Origin of the sequence: Campylobacter sp. 2018MI34 (assembly GCF_016598975.1) — a bacterium.
Taxonomy (GTDB): Bacteria; Campylobacterota; Campylobacteria; order Campylobacterales; family Campylobacteraceae; genus Campylobacter_D.
The window spans coordinates 36,883-57,169 of the sequence record NZ_JAENKS010000005.1 but is presented as its reverse complement, the minus strand read 5'-3'; the positions used below and the strand labels follow the sequence as shown (position 1 = coordinate 57,169).

Sequence of the window (20,287 nt, the reverse complement as noted above, 5' to 3'; positions counted from 1 at the left end):
CTTAACCTCGAATACTCTTTAAAATGAGATTAGAAATTTCTTTCACATCATCTTTGTTCATAGTAGTACTACTTGGCAAACAAATTCCTTTATAAAAAAATAATTCACTATTACCATTTATATAAGCTTTCTCTCCTTTAAAAACTGCTTGAGCGTGCATAGCTTTCCAAAGAGGTCTTGTTTCAATTTGCTCTTCTTTTAAATCTTTAATTAATTTTGAAATTTTAGGATGCAAATAAAAATCTTTTTGTGTAATATAAATACTTTTTTTCTCTTTAAAAAGTTCATCTAGCTTAAAATCTATCAAAGCTGTGCTTAACCAACGATTACTTCTTGAATTTTCAAGTTCATCTAAAAAACTAAAACTATCTCCTAAAAATTCTTTATACCACTCATAAATTTCTCTTTTTTTAAGCACTCTTTGTTCTAGAACTTCCATTTGCGCAACCCCAATAGCACCCAAAACATTGCTGAGTCTATAATTATATCCATAATCTATATGTTCATAATGCAAACAATTTTCTCTTGCTTGTGTGCTATAAAATCTTGCTTTTTCTATTTTTTGCTTATCTTTTCCTATAAGCATTCCTCCACCTGAAGTTGTGATAATTTTATTGCCATTAAAAGAATAAACCCCAAATTCTCCAAAAGTTCCTAAAGCTTTACCCTTATAAAAACTTCCTAAAGCTTCTGCGGCATCTTCAATTAAAACAATATTATTTTCTTTACAAATTGCAATAATCTCATCCATTTTTGGTGCATTGCCATAAAGATGAGTCAAAATTAAAGCTTTTGGTTTTTTTTCACTCTCATAAATAGCTTGTTTTAATAAAGCTACATCTAAATTAAAGGTTTCATCACAATCAATAAAAATAGGCTTAGCCTTAAGATAGTAAATAGGCGCAACTGAGGCAATAAAGGTAAAAGAAGAAGCTAAAACTATATCATTTTCTTTTATCCCAGCTACTCTTAAAGCAAGGTGCAATGCTGCTGTTGCAGAATTTAAAGCTAAGGCGTAATCACTTTTTGTATAATCTTTAATACTTTGTTCAAAACGATTAACAAATTCTCCTAAAGGAGCTATATAATTACTTTTAAAAACTTCTTGTATGTATTTTAATTCGTTTTCACCCATATGTGGAGCTGAAAGAAAAAATTTCATAATTTATCCTTTATATTTTTTGCAGGAACACCAATATAAGTTCCTTTTTTGGTTATATCACGCGTTAAAACAGCACCTGCACCCAAAATACTATTATCTATCATTATTAAATTAGGCAAAATACAAGAATTAATTCCCATAAAACATTTTTCACCTATTTTAACATTTCCAGCCATTTTGGCACCTACACTTATATGAGAAAATGCACCTATTTTGCATTCGTGTTCTACAACACAAGAGGTATTTAAAATAACTCCTTTAGCAATAAAAGCCTTAGCATTAACTACCACACAAGGCATAATTAAAACTCCACCTTCTTCCAAAAAAGCACTAGGACTTATAATAGCACTTGGATGGATTAAATTAACTATTTTAAAACCATTTTCTTTAATAATATTAAAAACTTTCTCTCTAATATTATTATCACCTATAGCAACAAATATATCCCATTTTGGCAAATCTTTGCTAAATTTCATACCCTTATTATCATCTAAAAAAATACATTCTTCATAGCCTAAAGACTTTGCCACATCTGCACAAACTAAACCGTGGCCCCCTGCTCCATAAATATAGATTTTTTTAGTTCTTTCCATTAAATTTTTCCGTTGTAGCTTGACCTGTTTTATTAATTCCACTTCGTTTTAAAACTTTGAAAAAGGTCAAAAAAAGAATTTTTAAATCAAGAGCAAAAGAAATATGTTCTACATAATATACATCAAGTTCAAATTTTTGTTTCCAAGAAATATCATTACGTCCATTAACTTGAGCCCATCCTGTAATACCTGGCTTTACATTATGACGCATTTTTTGTCTTAAGTCATAAAGTTTTAAATATTCGGGCAATAAAGGACGCGGTCCTACAAAGCTCATATCACCTTTTAAAACATTAAAAAGTTGCAATAATTCATCTAAGCTTAAACTTCTAATAATTTTCCCTAAAGATTTTAAACGCATTTCATCAGGAAGTAAATTTCCTTGCGCATCTCTTTCATCACTCATTGTTTTAAATTTATAAATTTTAAACTCTTTTTCATAAAGCCCAGGTCTAATTTGTGTAAAAATTACGCTTTTTTGAGTAATTTTTAAAAGTATAGCAATAATTAAAATTAGAGGCGAAAAAAAACTTAATAAAATCAAAGCTAAAATAAAATCTAAAATCCTTTTAATATATTTTTTATACATTTTTTATACTTTCATCATAAATTTTTAAATAACTTTTTGCAATTAAATTTTCATCCAATTTTAAAGCTTCCTTGAATGCATTATGAGCTAAATTTTCTCTTAATTTTATATCTTCTATTAATAAAATAATTTTTTCAACAAAATCATTTGTATTTTTACTTTGAAATAAAAGACCATCATAACCATTTGAAATCGCTTCTACACAACCTTCACAATCACTTACTATACAAGCTTTTGCGCAAGCTTTTGCCTCTAAAATAGTAGCAGGAAAACCTTCTTTATAGCTTGGCAAAACAAAAATATCACATAAATTTAACAAAAAAGCTATATCATCTCTTGATCCAAGATAAAAAACTTCACCTTTTTGTAAAAACTCCAAAGGAGCACAAGATTTATTATCATCTCTTCCGCCTACTAAAATAAAATTAGCTCTATCATTTAAAAGCTTAGCCGCTTCATAAAATTCTTTAATTCCCTTATGCCACAAAGCCCTAGCTATCATTAAAACCAAAGGTTTATCAGGCATATTGTATTTTTTTAAAAAATTCATTTTAATATCATTTTGTATTTGCATAGGAAAAAATTTTTTAAGATTAACTCCTACAGATTTTATAATACAAATTTTATCCTCTTTTAAGCCCAAATTTTTCATAAATTTAGCATTGCTTTCATTGACAAAAATAAATTTGGTAGCCAATTTAAAAGATATTTTATATAATGAATTAATCATTGTTCTTACTAATTTACTTTTAAAGTCTTCATCAATATAAAATGATCCAAGTCCTTCTACAAGAGCAAAAATAAATTTAATTTTTGCTACTTTTGCTGCCACTACTCCAAAAGTATTGCTTTTATGAGCACTTGTTTGAAGCAAATCTAAATTTAAAGTTTTTAAAGTTTTTACAAGGTGTAAAAAATTTCTAAAGACAATCAAAGGATTAAGGCTTGAACGATTTAGTTCATAAAAAATAATATTAGCTTTTAATTCTTGAAGCTTATTAGCATAATTATCTTTTGGAACTATAATAAATACCTCATCTCCTCTTGTTAATAAAGCTTTAATAATTGGGGCTCTAAAATGATAAATACTCATACCAGAATGGCTTAAAAATCCTATTTTCATATTTTTAATTTAAATACCTTTGCTTCTTTAGTGTTTAAAACCAAATCAAATAAATTTTTATCATAATTGCCTAAAAAAAACATTTGAACAAAAGCACTTTGATACATATTTTTATCCATTAAAATAAATTGAGTAAAAGGCATAGAGGAATCTTTGATATAAAAAATATAAAAATTTGCATTAGGATCTACATTGATAATTTTATATTCATTTTTTTCAACAGAATCAAACTCTATAAAACTATTAATTGCAAAAACATCTCCGTTTAATTTAAAATTTCTAAAATCATTACTTAAAATAATTCCATTACTTAAAATAATTTCCCCATTATCTTCACCTAAAACATAAGAAGTACTAAAAGTAAAAGGTTTATTAATCTCTCCTGTTTCAAGATCTATAAAAGAAAAACTTGCAACAGTTGAAAAAATTGAAACCATTCGTGATGGAAGATAAAGATAAATATCTCTTGTCTTTGGGGTATTAATTTTAAAATCTTCTTTACTTAAAGAATTTAAAAATAATTCAATATTGCTTTGATTATAATCTTTCATCATAGCATCAAGCAAATCATTATATGGTTTATAAAAACTTTTTTCAGTATATTCTACACTCAACCTTGCCATATTTGCAGCTGATCTTTGATCTTTGCTTAGAACAAAAGAAGGGAAAAAATTATCTTTTCCTAAATGTTTTCCACCATCCACTAAAGTTTTGACATCACTATAATATCTAATAGGATATCCATAATCCCACCAAGTTACAACATAATCTTCTCTTGAGGCCAATGCTTTAAGTTTTGTTAAAAGAGTCGCTTCATTTTGAGTAAAAACAGTTGGAGCTTTATAATTATAAATATGTTTTAAAGCAAAAGATAAACTCATTATTAAAATAGCTATCATAAAAAAAACACGCATTAATTTTAGATCTTTTTTATGCAAACATTCTAAAATCATAAAAATACAAAAAAATGCTATTAAAAATACAAAATATTCTAAAAAATCATATAAATTAAGATTTTCATTTTGCATTAAATAAAAAAATATAAACAATACCGAAATAAAAACAAAAGCTACTATTAAAAAAAATCTAAAAAATCTTATATCTTTAGCATTTTGTATTTTAATTTTTTCTATATATTCTAAAATTTTAATACTCAAAAAGCCAAATCCCAAAGCCATAATAGGCACAGCATAGATAGTAAAACGAAGCCCACCTTTAAGCGCTAAAAAACCAAGCAAAAGCATAGGTAAAGTTAAAATCATACTTTTATGCTGTTTGGCAAATAAAATAAAACCTATAAAAGAAAGCAAAAAGATAATTTCATTAGAGCTTATTCTTTGCATAAAAACACTTAAATCTATACTTTCAACTTCTTGTATTGTTTTATTGACATTAAAATAAACAAAACCTCGAGTCAAGCTGGTGCTTAAATCAGTGCGAAATATATAAAATTTAAGCTGATAAAGTATAGGGTCAATACCACCACTTAAAATTAAAAAAATAAAAGTGATAAAACCTAAAACAAGAAGTAGTTTTAGATTAAAATAATAATTTTTTAAAACAAAAAGAGAAAAAAGTATCACTATAATAGCACTTTGATAAAACCAAGCAATATTTGAAAGAGTGATAAGCATTAAAATAATGCTCATATATAATATTGTTTCTTTTCTATGAAAAATAAGAGTATAAATAAAAAAAAGTCCTATTAATGCAACATTTAAAGTGTAACTTGATGGATACCACCAAAGATAAATCATTACACAAAAAGGCAAAAGGATAAAAGATAATAAATCTTTTTTTAAAATAAGTCTTATCATAAAAAATAAAATAAACATAGGAAGAACTATTACAAGCATATCTGTATCATAATACCCTGCCATAGTGCGATTATAATAGCTATTTGCTATACTTGCTAAAAGAGCAGCTATAAAACCCGTTAAAGGATTTTTATATTCATTAGCAATCAATATAATTGGTACAACAACTAAAGAAGATAAAAATATACTCATATATAAAATAATACTTTCAAAAGAAAAAGGAGTAATTTTATAAATCCAATAAGTAAGAGTAGAAAGCGATGAGCCATAATAACTTAAATCATTAGGCTGATGAAAACCTGCTATCATATCTCTTGCACCTTCTGCAAAAGCATAGCCATCATTTGAAATAATCATTAATTCATTATTGAAAAAATACTCATTAAATTCACTTGCCCAAAAAATCCAATAAAAACGACATATAATACTAAAAATAAAAGCAATTAAAATAAAAGCGAGTAAGTTGTAATTTTTAAAAATATCATTCATCTTTTGCATTTTCTACCCTAATAAATATTTTAAAGCATCTCTTGCGATTTTAACTTTATCAAACTCTGATGCCCTTTGTTTTGCTTTATTTTTATAAATATTTTTTAAATTTTCATCTTCTAGCATTAATTTTAAACCCTCATACATACTCTCTTCATTATTTACTTCCACCAAAAGACCAAATTCATTATTGCCAAACAACTCTTTTGCTCCGCTTTGATGATCTGTACAAACTACCGCACAAGAACAGGCTAAACTTTCAATTAAAACATTAGAAAAACCTTCAAACACTGAAGCAAAAGCAAAAAATTCGCATTTAGACATATATTTATAAGGATTATTATCAAAACCTAAAAGCAAAACCTTTTCTTTTAAATTTAATTGAAAAATTAATTTTTCAAGTTCATTTTTTAAAATTCCTTCTCCTAAAATAACAAGCTTTAAATCTGTTTTTAATCTCGCATAAGCTCTAATTAATAAAGTATGATTTTTTCCTTTATCTAATCTTCCTACGCTTAATATAAACTTATCTTTTAATTTAATAGGTTCTAAAGATTTTTTTTCTATATTTTCTAAATCAATAGCATTATATAAAATATTACATTTTTCTTTTTTAATATTAAAATTTTGCACTAAATCTTCTAAATTTCCCATAGAATTAGGTAAGATTAAATCGGCCTTAGGATATAAAAAATAAATTAAAGCTTTATTAATAAGAGAATTAAAATTTTTTTTAGCATACATCACGCTAGGAGTTGTGCATTCATTAATCACCAATCTTGCTTTTAATCCAAACATTCTTGCTAATAAAGCAATATAATTAGGACGATTAAGAAAAACAAATTGTATATCAATATTTAATTCTTTACAAAGTTTTTTATATTTTAAGGCTAAAAAAGGAAGTTTTAAAAATTTCATCAAAGAATTTTCATTAGGATATGATTTTTCTAAAAAATGTATTTTACATTCTGGAATTTCATAAGAAATTTTATCATTCATTAAAATAAGATGTACTTCAAATTTCATATTTAAAATAGGCAATAAGGTTGCAACAACTCTTTCTGCTCCACCACTGCCTAAAGAATAAATAAAAATAGCTAATTTTTGCATAAACTCACTCTAACTTTTGATAAAAAAATAATAATCTTATTTGGAATTATACTTAAACTTAGTAAGATTAAGGCAGGTGTATTAAATTTAATCCATAAGCTTTTATAAAGACAAAAATACATTTGTTTATAAAGATGGGCTAACTTAGCATAATAAGCCGCCATTTTATAATAATTTGCACATTGTTTTTTATAATCTTTATCTTTACTTTTTAAAAGCTCATCTTCAACTATCCTAGCAAGCTCTAAATAACCAAGATAAACTCTTTTTGAATTTTTAATAGCTCCTAAAGTTACACTATCTTCTCTATTAATCTTATATATTCTTAATGCTTTATGAATATAAAAACTTTTTTCATCATATAAATGCACCCAAAGAGTTGCCTCATTTCCATAAAATTCTTCATTAAAACGATGATTTTTAAGCAAAGATTTCTTAAAAATTGATAAAAACTCTCCATAAAATCGTGCCATTAAAAAGTCTTTTTTTGTTACTTCACTATCTTTAGTAAAGCCTTTACCGCTTAACTCTTCTTTTAAAATGCCATTTTCTTCAATTAAACAATTTCCAAAAATATGAGAATAACCTTGCTTACTTTTTTCTATTAAAACGCTAAGTGCATTAGGCAAAAGCTCATCATCATCATCTAAAAAAGTAATAAATTCTCCTTTAGCATAATCTAAGCCATTATTTTTATTGCCATTAGGGCCGTGTTTATATTTAGTATTTTTAACGTATTTTATACGCTCATCATTAAGCATAAATTCTTGCACAATTTTTTCGCTTTGAGAATTTAATTCATCATCACTAACAATAATTTCTAAGTCTTTAAAATCTTGATCTTGCACACTTTTTAATGCCTTTTTAAGTAATAAAGGACGCTTAAAAGTAGGGATAATAACAGAAATTTTAGGAAATTCCAAGCTCATTAATCACCTTCATCCATTTTTCTTTTATATGCAAAATATCATAATCTTTACATCTTTTTCTTGCATTTAAAACTAATTCTTTTCTTAAAGATTCATTCTGCATTAACAAAGACATTTTTTCAGCTAAAGCTTTTTCATCATCACAATTGATTAAAAACCCATCTTTACTATCATCAATTAAATCATTTGCTCCATTATAATAACGAGTTGCTATACGAGCTACATCAAAATATAAAGATTCAATTAAAACCGTTGGCAAACCTTCCATAAAAGAACAAAGACATAAAATTTTAGCTTTAGAATAATAAGTTTTTACATCCTTCACGCGACCTAAAAATTCCACCTTAATGTTTAAACTTTTAGCTTTATATTCTAATTCTTGTTTTAATTCTCCATCTCCTAAAATTAAAAATCTATAATTTTCTCTTAAATTCTCATCTAAATTTGCAATAGCTTTTAAATACATCAAAGCATTTTTATTGTAATCTAAACGTCCTATAAAAAGTATAAGATTTTCTTTTTCAAAATTTTCTTTTTGCAAATAAAAATGAGTTGGATTTGCAAGCACAATAACTTTTTTAACAAATTTTTCATAAAATTCTTTATCCTTATATCCTAATACACTTAAAACATCACAAAAAGGATAAGCAATTCTTCTTAAAAAGCGCCAAATTTTTGATTTTAAATAAGCCTCATTACTATGCTCGCAAATTATTAAAGGGGTTTTTATGCCTATTTTTGCAAATATACAAGCAATATTAGTTGTATCTAAAAAAGAGATAAAAATATCACTTTTTTCTTCCTTTAAAGCCTTTCTTAATGCAAAATATTTTTTAAAACGACTGGCAATTTTATGATAAATATTATCAAATCTAAATTGTTGCAAGGTTTTAACTTTTATCTTTGCATTCAAAGGATAAAAAGATTCTCCAGAATGAAATTTTATAATTTTTATCTCATGCTCTTTGCAAAACTCATTTGCCAAAGTCACTAAAACCCTCTCAGCTCCACCAGAATTTAAAGTAGCTATAATAAAAGTAATTTTCATTTTTGTCTCTCTAAAATAAGCTTTGAATTCTCTAATTTATAAACTTTATCACACTTTGCTATACCTAAAAGCCTATGAGCAATAATAATCATAGTTTTATCTTTAGAAATTTTAAAAAGCTCTTCCATAATCTTCATTTCACTTTCATTATCTAAAGCAGAAGTTGCTTCATCAAGAATTAAAATTTCAGGTTTTAAATATAAAGCTCTTGCAATAGCAATTCTTTGTTTTTGTCCTCCACTTAAATTATTTCCACCATCTCCTACTTTTGTATGAATTCCATTAGGCAAACTTTTAATAAATTTTTCAAGATTAGCCTGTTTGATAACTTCTTTTAATAAATCAAAATCAATTTCATCACCAAAAGCGATATTTTTAGCAATGCTATCATTAAAAAGATAAATTTGCTGTGGAATATAGCCTATTTTAGATCTTAAACTTTTCATATTGTTTTCATTTAATATTTTATCATCAATGTAAATTTTTCCTTCTTTTATCTTTAATAAGCCCATAATAATATCAACTAAAGTGCTTTTTCCGCATCCACTCTCACCAATAAATGCTATTTTTTCACCTTTTTTTATACTTAAATTTAAACGAGTAAATAAATTATTTTTATTCTGATAGGCAAAACTTATATTTTCTAAACGAATCTCTTTTTGAAAAGTAATATTCCCATCTTCTAGTTGTTCTTCTTTTTGATTTAAAATATTATAAATAATATCTAAAGAAGACCTATAATAAAGTAAATCATGATAACTTGTGATAATACGATTTGCACTAGGCATCAATCGATAAAGCGCTAAAACAAAAACAGAAATAGTGGCTAAAATATTAGAAATATCTCCTTCATTTTTAAAAACCAAAAAAACAACGATAAAAATCAAAACACAAAATCCAATGGCTTCAAGATATATTCTTGGCAAAGCGGCAATACTTTCATTGCTTATATTTGCTTTACTAAAATTCTTACTTTGCTGTTCAAAAAGTTTCAAAATCGCTCTTTCTTTAATTTTTAATTTAATAAATTTAAAATTATTTAAACTTGTATTAATAATTTCAAAAAAATTTTTCATTGCCTCTTCACGCCTTAATCCAGCTTTTTTAACAAGAGGAGAAAGAATACGCATTAAAATAAAGGCATTTAAAAACAAAAAAATACTTAAAGCTAAAGTAATCTTATAATCAATTAAAAGTAGCAAAATATAAAGCAATAAAACAACAAAAATTTCACTCATCATAAGCAAAAAAGAAGAGATCATTGTGCTAAGATTATAAACTTCTCCTGTGACATTTTTTAGTAACTCAGAATGACTTTTTTGTGTGAAATTCTCATAATTAATATGAAGATATTTTGAGAAAATTTTATAAGATATACTATGATACCTTCCTTTGGAAAATTTTGCTAAAAGATGGAAATAATAAGAATTTAATAAAGCACGTATTATATAAAAACAAACTAAAATTAATCCAAAATAAACAATGATTTTATAAGTAGGCAAAGCTAAGTACTCTTTAATAATAATTAGAAATTCATTTTTATCAAAATAAGAAAAATCACTGGCTAAAGTAACAAAAGGCATTATTAAAGATATAGCAAAAGTTTCCATAAATGAAATAAAAATAGAAAAAACCAACAAAGAAAATAAAAAATTCTTATCTTTTTTATTTAAAATAAAAAAAAGTTTTTTTAACACTGTTTTTCCCAATCAAAAGCACTTTTGCAAATTATTTCTAAGTTATCAAATCTTGGTTTCCAAGATGTTAAAGAACGAATTTTATCTGCATTTGAAATTAAAACACTAGGATCTCCTGCACGTGGTGGAGCAAGTTCTACTTTAAAATCTACACCGCTTACTTTTTTCATAGTTTGAATCACTTCTTTTACACTAAAACCGTGACCATAACCTACATTAAAAATATTACTTTCATTATTTTGCAAGTATTCTAAAGCCGATAAATGAGCACTTGAAATATCATCTACATGAATATAATCTCTTATACAAGTTCCATCTTTGGTATTATAATTATCTCCAAAAATATATATTTTATCACGTTTATTGGCAGCACATTCTGCTGCTACTTTTATAAGTAAAGTTGCTTTTGGATAACGTTGTCCTAATTTAAAATCCATACAAGCACCCGCAACATTAAAATATCTTAAAATACAATATTTAAAAGAAGGATTAGCCATATTAGCATCTTTTAAAACCTCTTCGCTCATAAGCTTACTTCTTCCATAAGGGTTAATAGGATTTAAAGGACTTTTTTCACTTACTACAGAAGTTTGAGGTTCTCCATAAGTTGCTGCAGTAGAAGAAAAAATAAAATTTTTAACATTATTTTCTAAACAAGTCTGTATAAGATTGCTTGTATTAGCCGTATTATTTAAATAATATTTCAAAGGATTTTGCATACTTTCAAATACTTCAATGCTCGCAGCAAAATGAACTACTGCATCAAATTTTTCTTGTTTAAAAAGTTCTTTAATAGCCTTAAAATCACTCAAATCTTGTTTAAAAAATTTAAAGTCTCTAATACTTTTTAAATCTTTAATTGCAATTTCACTTCCTTTAGATAAATTATCTAACACACAAATTTCATAATTTGTATTTAAAAATTGTCTTAAAGTGTGCGATCCGATATAACCTGCTCCACCAGTAATTAAAATTTTCATCATTTATTCCTTTTTTTTACTTAAAATAATATTCTAGTATATTTGATTAAATGCTAAGTTTTATTTTAGAAATTTCATCTTCACTTGCTTTAATAAAAATATCAACATAAGAACGATCTTGTTTTTTTTGTATAAGAAATTCTTTCATTGTATTTAAAGAGTCAATAAAATCATTTTCATTGATATTACCTTTAATAAATTCGTATTTTAAAAATAACATAAAAGTATTTAAAGTATCGCTTTCGCAATATTCATGAATTTTTTCTAATTTGTTTTCATAAAATAAATCAAGAACTTTATTGCCGTGAATTTCATATTTTCCAGGTAAATTCGCCATAGCACAAATAAGATCAAGTTTTAAACCACGATAAGATCCAAAAGATTCAAACAAATCGCAATGTTTATTTTCAGAAAAACGCGTTTTGTAATTATTCCATTTATCTGTAATGGTATCTAAATAAGTATTAGCCTTGATATTATATTTTAATGCTCTTAAAACAAGTAAAGGCATATCATAATTTTTACCATTAAAACTAACCAATTTTGGCTCATACTTATCAATAAATTTAAAAAAATTAGCAATCATACTTTGCTCATCATCGCCATCAATTTTATTGACTTTAATAAATTTTCCAAAACTATTTGTTATAACTGCACAAATACTTACAATCTTATGATAAGGCAAGGGTAAAAATTCGCTAGAAGTTTGTTCTTTTTGGAGTTCTAAAGCTTTTTTAGAAATTTCTAAATCATTTCCTTTTAAATTTAAAGTTTTTCTTATAAGTTCAGTATCTGGGATACTTTCACAATCAAAAATACAAATATAACCTTCTTGATTCATTTTAACCCTTTTTTAAATAAATTTGATAAAATCATAACAAAATTTTAGTATTTTAGGTTTTTAATGAAAATAGCAATTGTTAGGTTATCAGCACTTGGGGATATTATCCAAAGTGCTATAGTATTACAATTTATTAAAAAATTTAAAAAAGATATAGAAATTCATTGGTTTGTTGATGAAAGATTTAAAGATATTTTAAAAGATCATCCTTTAATTGATAAAATATATCCTTTACCTTTAAAAAATAAAAAAATTTCAAAAACACTAAAAATACTTTTTAAAGCAAGAAAAAATAATTATAATGTAGTAATAGACTTACAAGGGCTTATTAAATCAGCTATCATAAGTCGAATTTTAAATCAAAATAACTTTGGTTTTAGTAAAAATAGCCTTAAAGAAAGTTTTGCTCATAATTTTTATAATCAAAAATTAAATATTAATTATAATGAAAACGTCTTTGTGCGTTATTTGGCTTTAATTTCTTTTGTATTTAATGAGGATTTTGATATAAAAAATCTTTTTTTTAAAAAAGATTTTTTATATGCTGATGATATTATCAAAGAGAAACTTATACAAGAATTTAAACTAAAAGAAAACAAACATAATATACTTATACACGTTGGATCAAGCGCAAAAAATAAAATTTATCCAGCTAAAAATTTTGCATTACTTTGCAAAAAAATTAACGATAATATAGCAAATTCAAAAATTTTTCTTGCTTGGGGAAATTTAAAAGAATATGAAATTGCAAAAGAAATTCAAAATTTTTATCCAAACGATCATATTGTTCTACTTAGAAATTTAAATTTACAAGAATTAATTGCACTTACAAAAGCCGTAGATTTAGTTATAGGAAATGATAGCGGACCTACTCATTTAGCTTTTGCTCTCAATAAAGCTTCTATAACTATTTTTGGAGCAACACCAAGTCAAAGAAATGCTTTTGTAACAGAAGTTAATAAAATTATTGATGCAAAAAAGAAAATTTTAGATGCTAAGCATATTGATAAAAATGATTTTTGTATTGAAAATATTGATGCACAAGATATTTTTGAAATTACTAAGGAATTATTAAATGAAAAATAAAGATAATCTTTATCTTATGATTTATTATATTTTAAAATTTATTGTTTTTATTTTTCCAAATTTTATTTTAGATTTTTTTGCTAAAAATATAGCATTTATTGTTTTTTGTCTTAATAAAAAACATAGAAAAATTATTGATATTAACTTAAAAATTTGTTTTCCACAAAAAAGTTCAAAAGAAAGAAAGAAAATTGCTTTAAAAATTTATCAAAATTTCGCCAAATTTGGACTTGATTGCATTAAAAATCAAAATACTAATAAAGAAAAAATTCTTAAAAAAGTTGTATTTGATAATGAAGAACTTTTATGTAATGCCTTAAATTCAAATAAAGCTTTAATTTTAACAACAGCTCACTATGGAAATTGGGAACTTTGTTCTTTGGCATTTTCTGCTAAATTTGGAGCCATGTCCATAGTAGGAAGAAAATTAGATAGCAAAAAAATGGATAAAATTTTAGCCCAAAATCGCACTCAATTTGATATAGAATTAATTGATAAAAAAGGTGGGATTAAAAAAATGTTTCAAGCTCTTAAAGAAAAAAGAACATTAGGAATTTTAACAGATCAAGATTGCTCTGATAATGAAGGGATAAAAATAGATTTTTTCAATAAAAAAGTCAATTTTTTAATTGGGGCGAGTTTAATTGCAAAAAAAACTAAAGCTCTATTATTACCTGCTTTTATTTATCAAGGCAATGACAATAAATATCATATAAAATGCTTTAAAGCCCTTGATGGAGATGTTAAAAGTTTAGAAGAATTAACCTCTTATCAGGCAAAATGTTGCGAAGAAATGATCAAATTTAAACCTGATGAGTATTTTTTCTTCCATAAAAGATTTAGAAGTTTTAATAAAGATTTGTATCTTAAGGCGTAAAATGAAAATTTTTATAAATCTTCCTACTTGGCTAGGAGATGCTGTAATGTCTAGTGTAGCTATTTATGCTTTACTTGAAAAATTTCCTAAAGCTCAAATTATTTTTTATGGTTCCTTTGTAAGTATAGAACTTTTTAAAAATATAAAAAATTCTAAAACAATCATAGAAGATAAAAAACATAGATATTTAAATATTTTAAAACAAAGATCTCTTATAGGAGAATGCGATATTGCCATCTCATTTAGATCAGCATTCTCAAGTAAAATTATTTTAAATTTAATTAAAAGTAAAAAAAGATTTTATTTTAATAAAAAACAAAATAAAGATGAACATCAGGTTTTAAAATATTTATATTTCATAGAAAAAAGTTTTAATTTTAAAACCAATTCAACACAATTAAGACTTCCTATTTTGCCAAAATATAAATGCAATATTACTTTAAAAGATGATAAAAAAATTCTAGCTTTAAATCCAGGTGCTCATTATGGAAGTGCAAAAAGATGGGAAGCTAATTATTTTGCTAAAGTGGCAAAAGAATTTGCTAAAACGCATAAAATTGTTATTTTTGGAGTAAAAAGCGAAGAAGAAATTTGCAATAGCATAGAAAATATTTTAAAAAAAGATGGTATTAAAGTAAAAAATTTATGTTCTAAAACAAGTATAAATAGCCTTTGTAAAAATATAGCATTTTGTGATTTATTTATTAGCAATGATAGCGGTAGTATGCATATAGCAGCTGTATATAAAGTAAAAACTATAGCTATTTTTGGATCTACAAATTTTAATCAAACTTCGCCTTGGCAAAATGAAAATGCTAAAATCGTTCATTTAAATTTAGCTTGTATGCCTTGTATGCAAAAAACTTGCCTCTTAAAACACCATAAATGTATGAAAGACTTAACTCCTGATATCGTAATCAAAGAAGCTAAAAAATTGCTAAACTATTCTATCTAATCTATTTTTCAAATCATTAAGCTCTTTTTCTAAAATTTCAAATAAATTCTTATGAAATATATCATTTTTAAATTCCAAAGAAAATTCTTTTATAAATTTAAAACTTTTTTGCTTATCTAAATAATTTTGATATAAAAATTTTTTACTTTCATAGCGTCCATTTTCATTAAATTCATAATAATAAACAAGCTCTTTGCAGATTCTTATTTTCTCACACTGCATAAAATACATATAACAAAAAAACATATCTTCGCTATAGCTTAATTTTTCATAAGGATTTATTTTTTGAAAAACTTTAAATATCATATCTTTTTTAAAAAGTTTAGCCCAAACGCTCCAGCAAAAATGTCTTTGCTGGAGTAAAAAATTCAAAAACTCAGATTGATTAAAATTTTCATTTTGTTTAAAACGATAAAATTGTTTGGTATTTACTCTATGTACTAAAGCATCAAAACAAATCAAATCAAAATCTTTAATCTCTTTTAAAGCTAACTCACAAGCATTTAAAGCTAAAGTATCATCAGGGTCTAAAAACATTATATAAGCTGAGCTTGAGTTTAATACTCCTACATTTCTACTTGCAAAGGTTCCTAAATTCTTCTCATTGTGAATAATTTTAATTCTTTTATCTTTTAAAGCTTCTTCTTTAGCTATATTTATACTATTATCACTTCCTAAATCATCTACTACAATAATCTCTATATCTTTAAGACTTTGATTTATACAACTATCTAAAGCTTTTTTTATATATTTTTCTACATTAAAGGTTGGAAGTATGATAGAGATTTGAGGCATATTTAACCTTTTTTTACAAATTAAAAAGACTAATTGTCTTAAAAAATGGCTTTAATAAAAATCAAAATTTTTAAAAAATTCATTAGCCTTTTTCAAATCTTCTAAAGTATCTATATCAAAACTACTTTGTTTATCCATTTCGAAATAAGTAGTATTTTTAAGTAAAAAACTAGGATTTTTTAAAAATTCTTTAATTTTTAAAATATAAATAGCCCCATTACCCATATAAACATTTGGAAGTTTTTGTCTTGGCATAAAAGGATAAAAATCATTACAAATTCCTTTTAAATTTTTATTTTCATCTATAGTAAAAGCTTTTAAAATTTTATTATCCTCTTTATAAACACTGATAAGTGCATTAGCATTTTTTTGCATAAAATGATAAAAAGATTCATCTATATGTTTACTTGTTCTAAAAGGTGATGTAGGTTGAAGCAAAATTATATTTTCATAAGTTTTATATATTTCTAAAGCATGCAAAATCACTTTATCACTTGTAGTATCATCAAGCGCCAATTCTTTAGGACGCTCAATGGTATCAATTCCTTGACTCCTTGCATAAGTTAAAATTTCGTCTCCATCACTACTTAAAACAATTTTATCAATGCAAGTTGCTTCTTTAGCAGCTTTAATAGTATGATAAACTAATGGTTTGTTAGCCAAAAGAACTAAATTTTTATTTTTAATACCTTTTGATCCAGCTCTTGCAGGAATTAAAGCCAAAGTTTTATTTGACATTTTTATCCTTTAATTTTAAAAAATTACTAGTTTATTTTACATTTTTTTTAATTTCAATTATGATCTAATTCTATATTTATATTTTTAAATCTTTAAATATTTTTTGTTTAGAAATTTTAAAAAACATCCCACTTTTTAAAAGTTTTATAAATTTAGCACTACTTTTTTCTTTTATTTTTTTATAAATAGTTTTTTCTTTTTTCTTTACTTTTTGTATAGCTTTTAATATCTCGTCACTTTCATAAGAGCTTTGTATAACTTTCTTTAAACCATTTCTTTTTTGTTGTCTTGAGCCTATATTTATTCCATCAACTCCCAAAAAAACAGCTTCTTTTAAAATACAACTTGAATTTCCTATAATAAAATCTGCATTTTTTAATAAAGTAATAAAATATTCAAATCTTAAAGATGGAAAAATTTTAAAACAAGATAAATTCTTAAGTTTTTCATAACTTTTTAAAATAAACTCAAAGCCTAAATCATTATTAGGATAAATCACTATATAATTTTTCTTGCTTTTAATTAAAGCATTTACAAATTTTTCACTTTGCTCTTTAATAAATTCAAGCTCTGTTACCACAGGATGAAAAGTAGCTATAGCATAGTTTTTAAAAGTAATATCATAATAAGCCTTAGCTTCTTCAATGCTAATAGAATTATCAGATAAAATATCCAAATCAGGAGAGCCTATAATAAAAATTGAATTCTCATCTTCTCCAAGTTGTATTAAACGTTTTTTAGCTAATTCATCATTGACTAAATGAATTTGAGCTAACTTTGAGATAGAATGTCTTATACTATCATCTATAGTTCCAGATAACTCGCCCCCTTCAATATGGGCAACTAAAATATTATTTAATACTCCGACTAAAGCTCCAGCCAAAGGCTCTATTCTATCTCCATGCACTACAATTAAATCAGGTTCTATTTCATTAACAAATTTAGAAAAACCGTCTATAGTTGAAGCTAAAGCTGCTGGCATTTGATAGTATTTGTCATGGTTAATAAATTCATAAATATTTGTAAATCCACTTTTATAGATTTCTTTTGCAGTATATCCAAAATTCTTACTCATGTGCATCCCTGTAACAAAGACGAAAAGTTCAAATTCATTTGATTTTTCAATCTCTATCATTAAAGATTTAATTTTAGAAAAATCAGCCCTAGTTCCCGTAATAAAAACAATTTTTTTCATTGAAAATCCTCATATTTTAACTGCACATCTTTTGCAATATCTCTTAAAGCAACTTTGCCTAAAATACTCTCAAATTCACTAGCTCTAATCCCACCAACCCCTGGTCTTTTCACCCAAATATTTTCCAAAGAAAAAATATCACCTTTTTTAATTTCTTTTATACTAACAACACTTGCAAAAGCAAAATCAATAGTAACTTGCTCCTCTTTAACTGCGTTCTTTTTAGCATTTAAACCACGCATTATTGCCATTTGTTCACTTTGAATTATAAGCTCTTTTAAAGCACTTTCATCCATAGAGCAAATTATATCAGGACCACTTCTATCCATAGTATCTACAAAGTGTCTCTCAAGCATACAAGCACCCAAAGCAACAGCTCCTAAACAGGCAAGATTGCTAGTAGTATGATCACTAAGCCCCACCAAACAAGAAAACTCTTTTTTAAGTTCAAGCATAGCATTTAATCTTACAAGATTCATAGGAGTTGGATAAAGATTGGTTGTATGAAGCAATACAAAAGGAATTTCACTAGCCCTTAAAATTTCTATAGTTGGTTTTATACTTTCAATGCTGTTCATTCCTGTGCTTACAATCATAGGCTTTTTAAAATTTGCAATATGTTTTATCAGTGGATAATTATTACATTCTCCAGACCCTATTTTAAAAGCGTTAACTCCCATATCTTCTAGTCTATTTGCAGCCGCCCTTGAAAAAGGAGTACTAAGATAAACAAGTCCTTGCTTTTGAGTATATTCCTTAAGAGCCAACTCGTCTTTATAATTTAAAGCACACTTTTGCATAATCTCATATATACTCACATTCGCATTTCCTGGGATTACATTTTTAGCTGCAACACACATTTCATCTTCAACAATATGAGTTTGATGTTTAATAATCTTAGCACCCGCTCTTTTGGCACTATCTACCATAAGTTTTGCCAACTCTAAACTACCATTATGATTAATACCAATTTCTGGGATAACTAAAGGAGAATTTTGTTCAGATATAGTTAAATTTTCGATTTTTATTTGCATTATTCTTTCCATTCTTTTTTAATTTTTTTAATTCTAAATAAAAAAGTAAAAGGATGTTTAATTAAAATACTGCCTAAATTATAAGCTAAAGTTCGTTTTATTTTTAAAGCTTCCTTATAGTCACGATAAGACTCCAAAGGCGGTAATTTTAATGATGGACTTTGTTTGATTCTTTTTTTATAGCGTCTTTGATCTTTTAAATGTCTATAAATAATATAAGATAATATAAAAGGTAACCTAATATAATCACTTAAATTTCTTAAATCAATTAAAACATTACCTAATTTATATGAGAGATGATTTTGAATTCTTTCTTTAGCTGAACGTTGGTTAAAATTATTTTTAACATTTGAAAATATATTAATTTTATTTTTCTTTTTAATTTCTAATTGATTAGGATTTTTAGTCTGAAGAACTTTATCATAATAAAGCTTTATAAAAGGAGTTTCTTTAGGGATAAGAATATCATCTAAGGCATTTTGTGTCTTTTTTAAAAGTATAAAAGAATTATTAGTTAATGGAGCTAAACTAAAATTTTTAGCTAAAATTGATTCTGGGTTTAAAGAAAAAAATGAAACATTATAAGTTTTAGCAAGAAATTCTAAAGCCTTTAAATCAGTATCCTTACTATGAAAATAAGATGGAACTTTATTTTCTCCTATTAATTTATTATAATTTTGTTTATTGGCATTATAGGCATAAACATTTTTTCCTGTTGAAAAATCTATATTACCCTCATAAAAATCAATTCCACTTAAATAAATCCTTTTATAACCCAAAGCTACTGCAACGGCACACATGTAAATTCCACTAGTTATACGTTTATCCTTATAAAGTTCATTATAACAAATATAAGCATTAAATTCTTTTAATTTCTCAAGATAACCACTGCCTAAATTAGCATCTGGAAAAAAATAATCAAAATACTTTATAAAATTTAAATGATTTTCACAAATACCATGAAGTTTAAAATTAGAACAAATAAAATTATCAATTTTATATTCTTTATTTTTTATAAGAGTTTTAGCAGTATAAATTTGCTCTAAGAAAAAACTTTGATTAAAAAAAGTCATCTTAATATCTTTACCTAGGTAATATTTATCTTCAAGATAAAATTGATTACACCTAAAAACTTCATAATCTTTTGGTAGTCTTTTATAATCAATATTTTTTAAACTAGGACCATTACCCGCTACAATTAAATTCTTCATTCTTTCTCTTGCTATTTT

At 25.2% G+C, this 20,287-nt stretch carries 19 protein-coding genes; 3 read left to right on the top strand and 16 right to left on the bottom strand.

Going from position 1 to position 20,287, the window contains the following annotated elements; genetic code table 11:
* Nucleotide 1: 1 nt before the first annotated feature.
* From pglE to JG676_RS02600, 11 genes are read right to left on the bottom strand one after another with little or no spacing between them, the layout of a single operon-like run.
* On the bottom strand, nt 2-1,162 hold the full coding sequence (pglE, locus tag JG676_RS02650) for a UDP-N-acetylbacillosamine transaminase (RefSeq protein WP_200217239.1): 1,161 nt from the start codon (nt 1,160-1,162) through the stop codon (nt 2-4).
* Nucleotides 1,159-1,755 carry an acetyltransferase gene (locus JG676_RS02645; protein WP_200217238.1) on the bottom strand — a complete coding sequence of 199 codons (597 nt, stop codon included), beginning with the start codon at nt 1,753-1,755 and terminating at the stop codon, nt 1,159-1,161. Before JG676_RS02645 ends, pglE begins: the two co-directional genes overlap by 4 nt.
* Entirely contained in the window at nt 1,742-2,344 is a 603-nt protein-coding gene (gene pglC, locus JG676_RS02640; RefSeq protein WP_200169478.1) for an undecaprenyl phosphate N,N'-diacetylbacillosamine 1-phosphate transferase, read from the bottom strand. Before pglC ends, JG676_RS02645 begins: the two co-directional genes overlap by 14 nt.
* A complete protein-coding gene (locus JG676_RS02635; protein ID WP_200217237.1) occupies nt 2,337-3,467 on the bottom strand; it encodes a glycosyltransferase family 4 protein in 1,131 nt (376 codons plus the stop codon). The genes pglC and JG676_RS02635 overlap by 8 nt, the downstream gene beginning before the upstream one ends.
* Nucleotides 3,464-5,782, bottom strand: coding sequence for an STT3 domain-containing protein (locus JG676_RS02630; protein ID WP_200217236.1), 2,319 nt, complete (start codon nt 5,780-5,782; stop codon nt 3,464-3,466). The genes JG676_RS02635 and JG676_RS02630 overlap by 4 nt, the downstream gene beginning before the upstream one ends.
* Nucleotides 5,783-5,785: 3 nt before the next feature.
* Entirely contained in the window at nt 5,786-6,883 is a 1,098-nt protein-coding gene (locus JG676_RS02625; protein WP_200217235.1) for a glycosyltransferase, read from the bottom strand.
* A complete protein-coding gene (locus JG676_RS02620; protein WP_200169482.1) occupies nt 6,871-7,812 on the bottom strand; it encodes a glycosyltransferase family 2 protein in 942 nt (313 codons plus the stop codon). Before JG676_RS02620 ends, JG676_RS02625 begins: the two co-directional genes overlap by 13 nt.
* A complete protein-coding gene (locus tag JG676_RS02615; protein ID WP_200217234.1) occupies nt 7,793-8,860 on the bottom strand; it encodes a glycosyltransferase in 1,068 nt (355 codons plus the stop codon). The genes JG676_RS02620 and JG676_RS02615 overlap by 20 nt, the downstream gene beginning before the upstream one ends.
* Complete coding sequence (locus JG676_RS02610; RefSeq protein ID WP_200217233.1) at nt 8,857-10,557, bottom strand: ATP-binding cassette domain-containing protein; 1,701 nt, start codon at nt 10,555-10,557, stop codon at nt 8,857-8,859. The genes JG676_RS02615 and JG676_RS02610 overlap by 4 nt, the downstream gene beginning before the upstream one ends.
* A complete protein-coding gene (gene galE, locus JG676_RS02605) occupies nt 10,551-11,537 on the bottom strand; it encodes a UDP-glucose 4-epimerase GalE (RefSeq protein WP_200217232.1) in 987 nt (328 codons plus the stop codon). The genes JG676_RS02610 and galE overlap by 7 nt, the downstream gene beginning before the upstream one ends.
* A gap of 46 nt (nt 11,538-11,583) precedes the next feature.
* Nucleotides 11,584-12,378, bottom strand: coding sequence for a 3'-5' exonuclease (locus JG676_RS02600; RefSeq protein WP_200217231.1), 795 nt, complete (start codon nt 12,376-12,378; stop codon nt 11,584-11,586).
* A gap of 63 nt (nt 12,379-12,441) precedes the next feature.
* On the opposite strand from JG676_RS02600, the gene waaC reads away from it, so the two are divergent.
* Genes waaC through waaF form a run of 3 tightly spaced genes read left to right on the top strand, consistent with a single transcriptional unit; the run spans nt 12,442 to nt 15,296 of the window.
* Complete coding sequence (waaC, locus tag JG676_RS02595) at nt 12,442-13,464, top strand: lipopolysaccharide heptosyltransferase I (RefSeq protein WP_200217230.1); 1,023 nt, start codon at nt 12,442-12,444, stop codon at nt 13,462-13,464.
* Nucleotides 13,454-14,341: a lipid A biosynthesis lauroyl acyltransferase gene (locus JG676_RS02590; protein ID WP_200169488.1), complete on the top strand. Its 888-nt coding sequence runs from the start codon at nt 13,454-13,456 to the stop codon at nt 14,339-14,341. Before waaC ends, JG676_RS02590 begins: the two co-directional genes overlap by 11 nt.
* Nucleotide 14,342: 1 nt before the next feature.
* Nucleotides 14,343-15,296 (top strand): lipopolysaccharide heptosyltransferase II, encoded by a 954-nt coding sequence (gene waaF / locus JG676_RS02585; RefSeq protein ID WP_200217229.1) that lies wholly within the window; start codon nt 14,343-14,345, stop codon nt 15,294-15,296.
* Here waaF and JG676_RS02580 read toward each other — a convergent pair.
* The 5 genes from JG676_RS02580 to JG676_RS02560 form a co-directional block, all read right to left on the bottom strand.
* Nucleotides 15,279-16,091, bottom strand: coding sequence for a glycosyltransferase family 2 protein (locus JG676_RS02580; protein ID WP_200169490.1), 813 nt, complete (start codon nt 16,089-16,091; stop codon nt 15,279-15,281). The two genes, waaF and JG676_RS02580, sit on opposite strands and share 18 nt — an antisense overlap.
* A 51-nt stretch (nt 16,092-16,142) precedes the next feature.
* On the bottom strand, nt 16,143-16,829 hold the full coding sequence (locus tag JG676_RS02575; protein ID WP_200217228.1) for a cytidylyltransferase domain-containing protein: 687 nt from the start codon (nt 16,827-16,829) through the stop codon (nt 16,143-16,145).
* A gap of 76 nt (nt 16,830-16,905) precedes the next feature.
* The gene (gene neuC / locus JG676_RS02570; RefSeq protein ID WP_200217227.1) at nt 16,906-18,024 is read right to left on the bottom strand and encodes a UDP-N-acetylglucosamine 2-epimerase; all 1,119 of its coding nucleotides are present in this window, start codon (nt 18,022-18,024) and stop codon (nt 16,906-16,908) included.
* The gene (locus JG676_RS02565; RefSeq protein WP_200169493.1) at nt 18,021-19,058 is read right to left on the bottom strand and encodes an N-acetylneuraminate synthase family protein; all 1,038 of its coding nucleotides are present in this window, start codon (nt 19,056-19,058) and stop codon (nt 18,021-18,023) included. Before JG676_RS02565 ends, neuC begins: the two co-directional genes overlap by 4 nt.
* On the bottom strand, nt 19,058-20,269 hold the full coding sequence (locus JG676_RS02560; protein WP_200217226.1) for an alpha-2,3-sialyltransferase: 1,212 nt from the start codon (nt 20,267-20,269) through the stop codon (nt 19,058-19,060). The genes JG676_RS02565 and JG676_RS02560 overlap by 1 nt, the downstream gene beginning before the upstream one ends.
* Nucleotides 20,270-20,287: the final 18 nt, after the last annotated feature.

Bases quoted from the DNA above. Each gene is read 5' to 3' on its own strand.
- JG676_RS02615 (WP_200217234.1), bottom strand. From the start codon at position 8,860: ATGAAAATTACTTTTATTATAGCTACTTTAAATTCTGGTGGAGCTGAG.
- JG676_RS02565 (WP_200169493.1), bottom strand. From the start codon at position 19,058: ATGCAAATAAAAATCGAAAATTTAACTATATCTGAACAAAATTCTCCT.
- JG676_RS02580 (WP_200169490.1), bottom strand. From the start codon at position 16,091: ATGCCTCAAATCTCTATCATACTTCCAACCTTTAATGTAGAAAAATAT.
- JG676_RS02590 (WP_200169488.1), top strand. From the start codon at position 13,454: ATGAAAAATAAAGATAATCTTTATCTTATGATTTATTATATTTTAAAA.
- JG676_RS02600 (WP_200217231.1), bottom strand. From the start codon at position 12,378: ATGAATCAAGAAGGTTATATTTGTATTTTTGATTGTGAAAGTATCCCA.
- JG676_RS02645 (WP_200217238.1), bottom strand. From the start codon at position 1,755: ATGGAAAGAACTAAAAAAATCTATATTTATGGAGCAGGGGGCCACGGT.
- waaC (WP_200217230.1), top strand. From the start codon at position 12,442: ATGAAAATAGCAATTGTTAGGTTATCAGCACTTGGGGATATTATCCAA.
- JG676_RS02630 (WP_200217236.1), bottom strand. From the start codon at position 5,782: ATGCAAAAGATGAATGATATTTTTAAAAATTACAACTTACTCGCTTTT.
- JG676_RS02620 (WP_200169482.1), bottom strand. From the start codon at position 7,812: ATGAGCTTGGAATTTCCTAAAATTTCTGTTATTATCCCTACTTTTAAG.
- JG676_RS02625 (WP_200217235.1), bottom strand. From the start codon at position 6,883: ATGCAAAAATTAGCTATTTTTATTTATTCTTTAGGCAGTGGTGGAGCA.
- pglE (WP_200217239.1), bottom strand. From the start codon at position 1,162: ATGAAATTTTTTCTTTCAGCTCCACATATGGGTGAAAACGAATTAAAA.
- waaF (WP_200217229.1), top strand. From the start codon at position 14,343: ATGAAAATTTTTATAAATCTTCCTACTTGGCTAGGAGATGCTGTAATG.
- galE (WP_200217232.1), bottom strand. From the start codon at position 11,537: ATGAAAATTTTAATTACTGGTGGAGCAGGTTATATCGGATCGCACACT.
- neuC (WP_200217227.1), bottom strand. From the start codon at position 18,024: ATGAAAAAAATTGTTTTTATTACGGGAACTAGGGCTGATTTTTCTAAA.
- JG676_RS02635 (WP_200217237.1), bottom strand. From the start codon at position 3,467: ATGAAAATAGGATTTTTAAGCCATTCTGGTATGAGTATTTATCATTTT.
- JG676_RS02575 (WP_200217228.1), bottom strand. From the start codon at position 16,829: ATGTCAAATAAAACTTTGGCTTTAATTCCTGCAAGAGCTGGATCAAAA.
- JG676_RS02560 (WP_200217226.1), bottom strand. From the start codon at position 20,269: ATGAAGAATTTAATTGTAGCGGGTAATGGTCCTAGTTTAAAAAATATT.
- pglC (WP_200169478.1), bottom strand. From the start codon at position 2,344: ATGTATAAAAAATATATTAAAAGGATTTTAGATTTTATTTTAGCTTTG.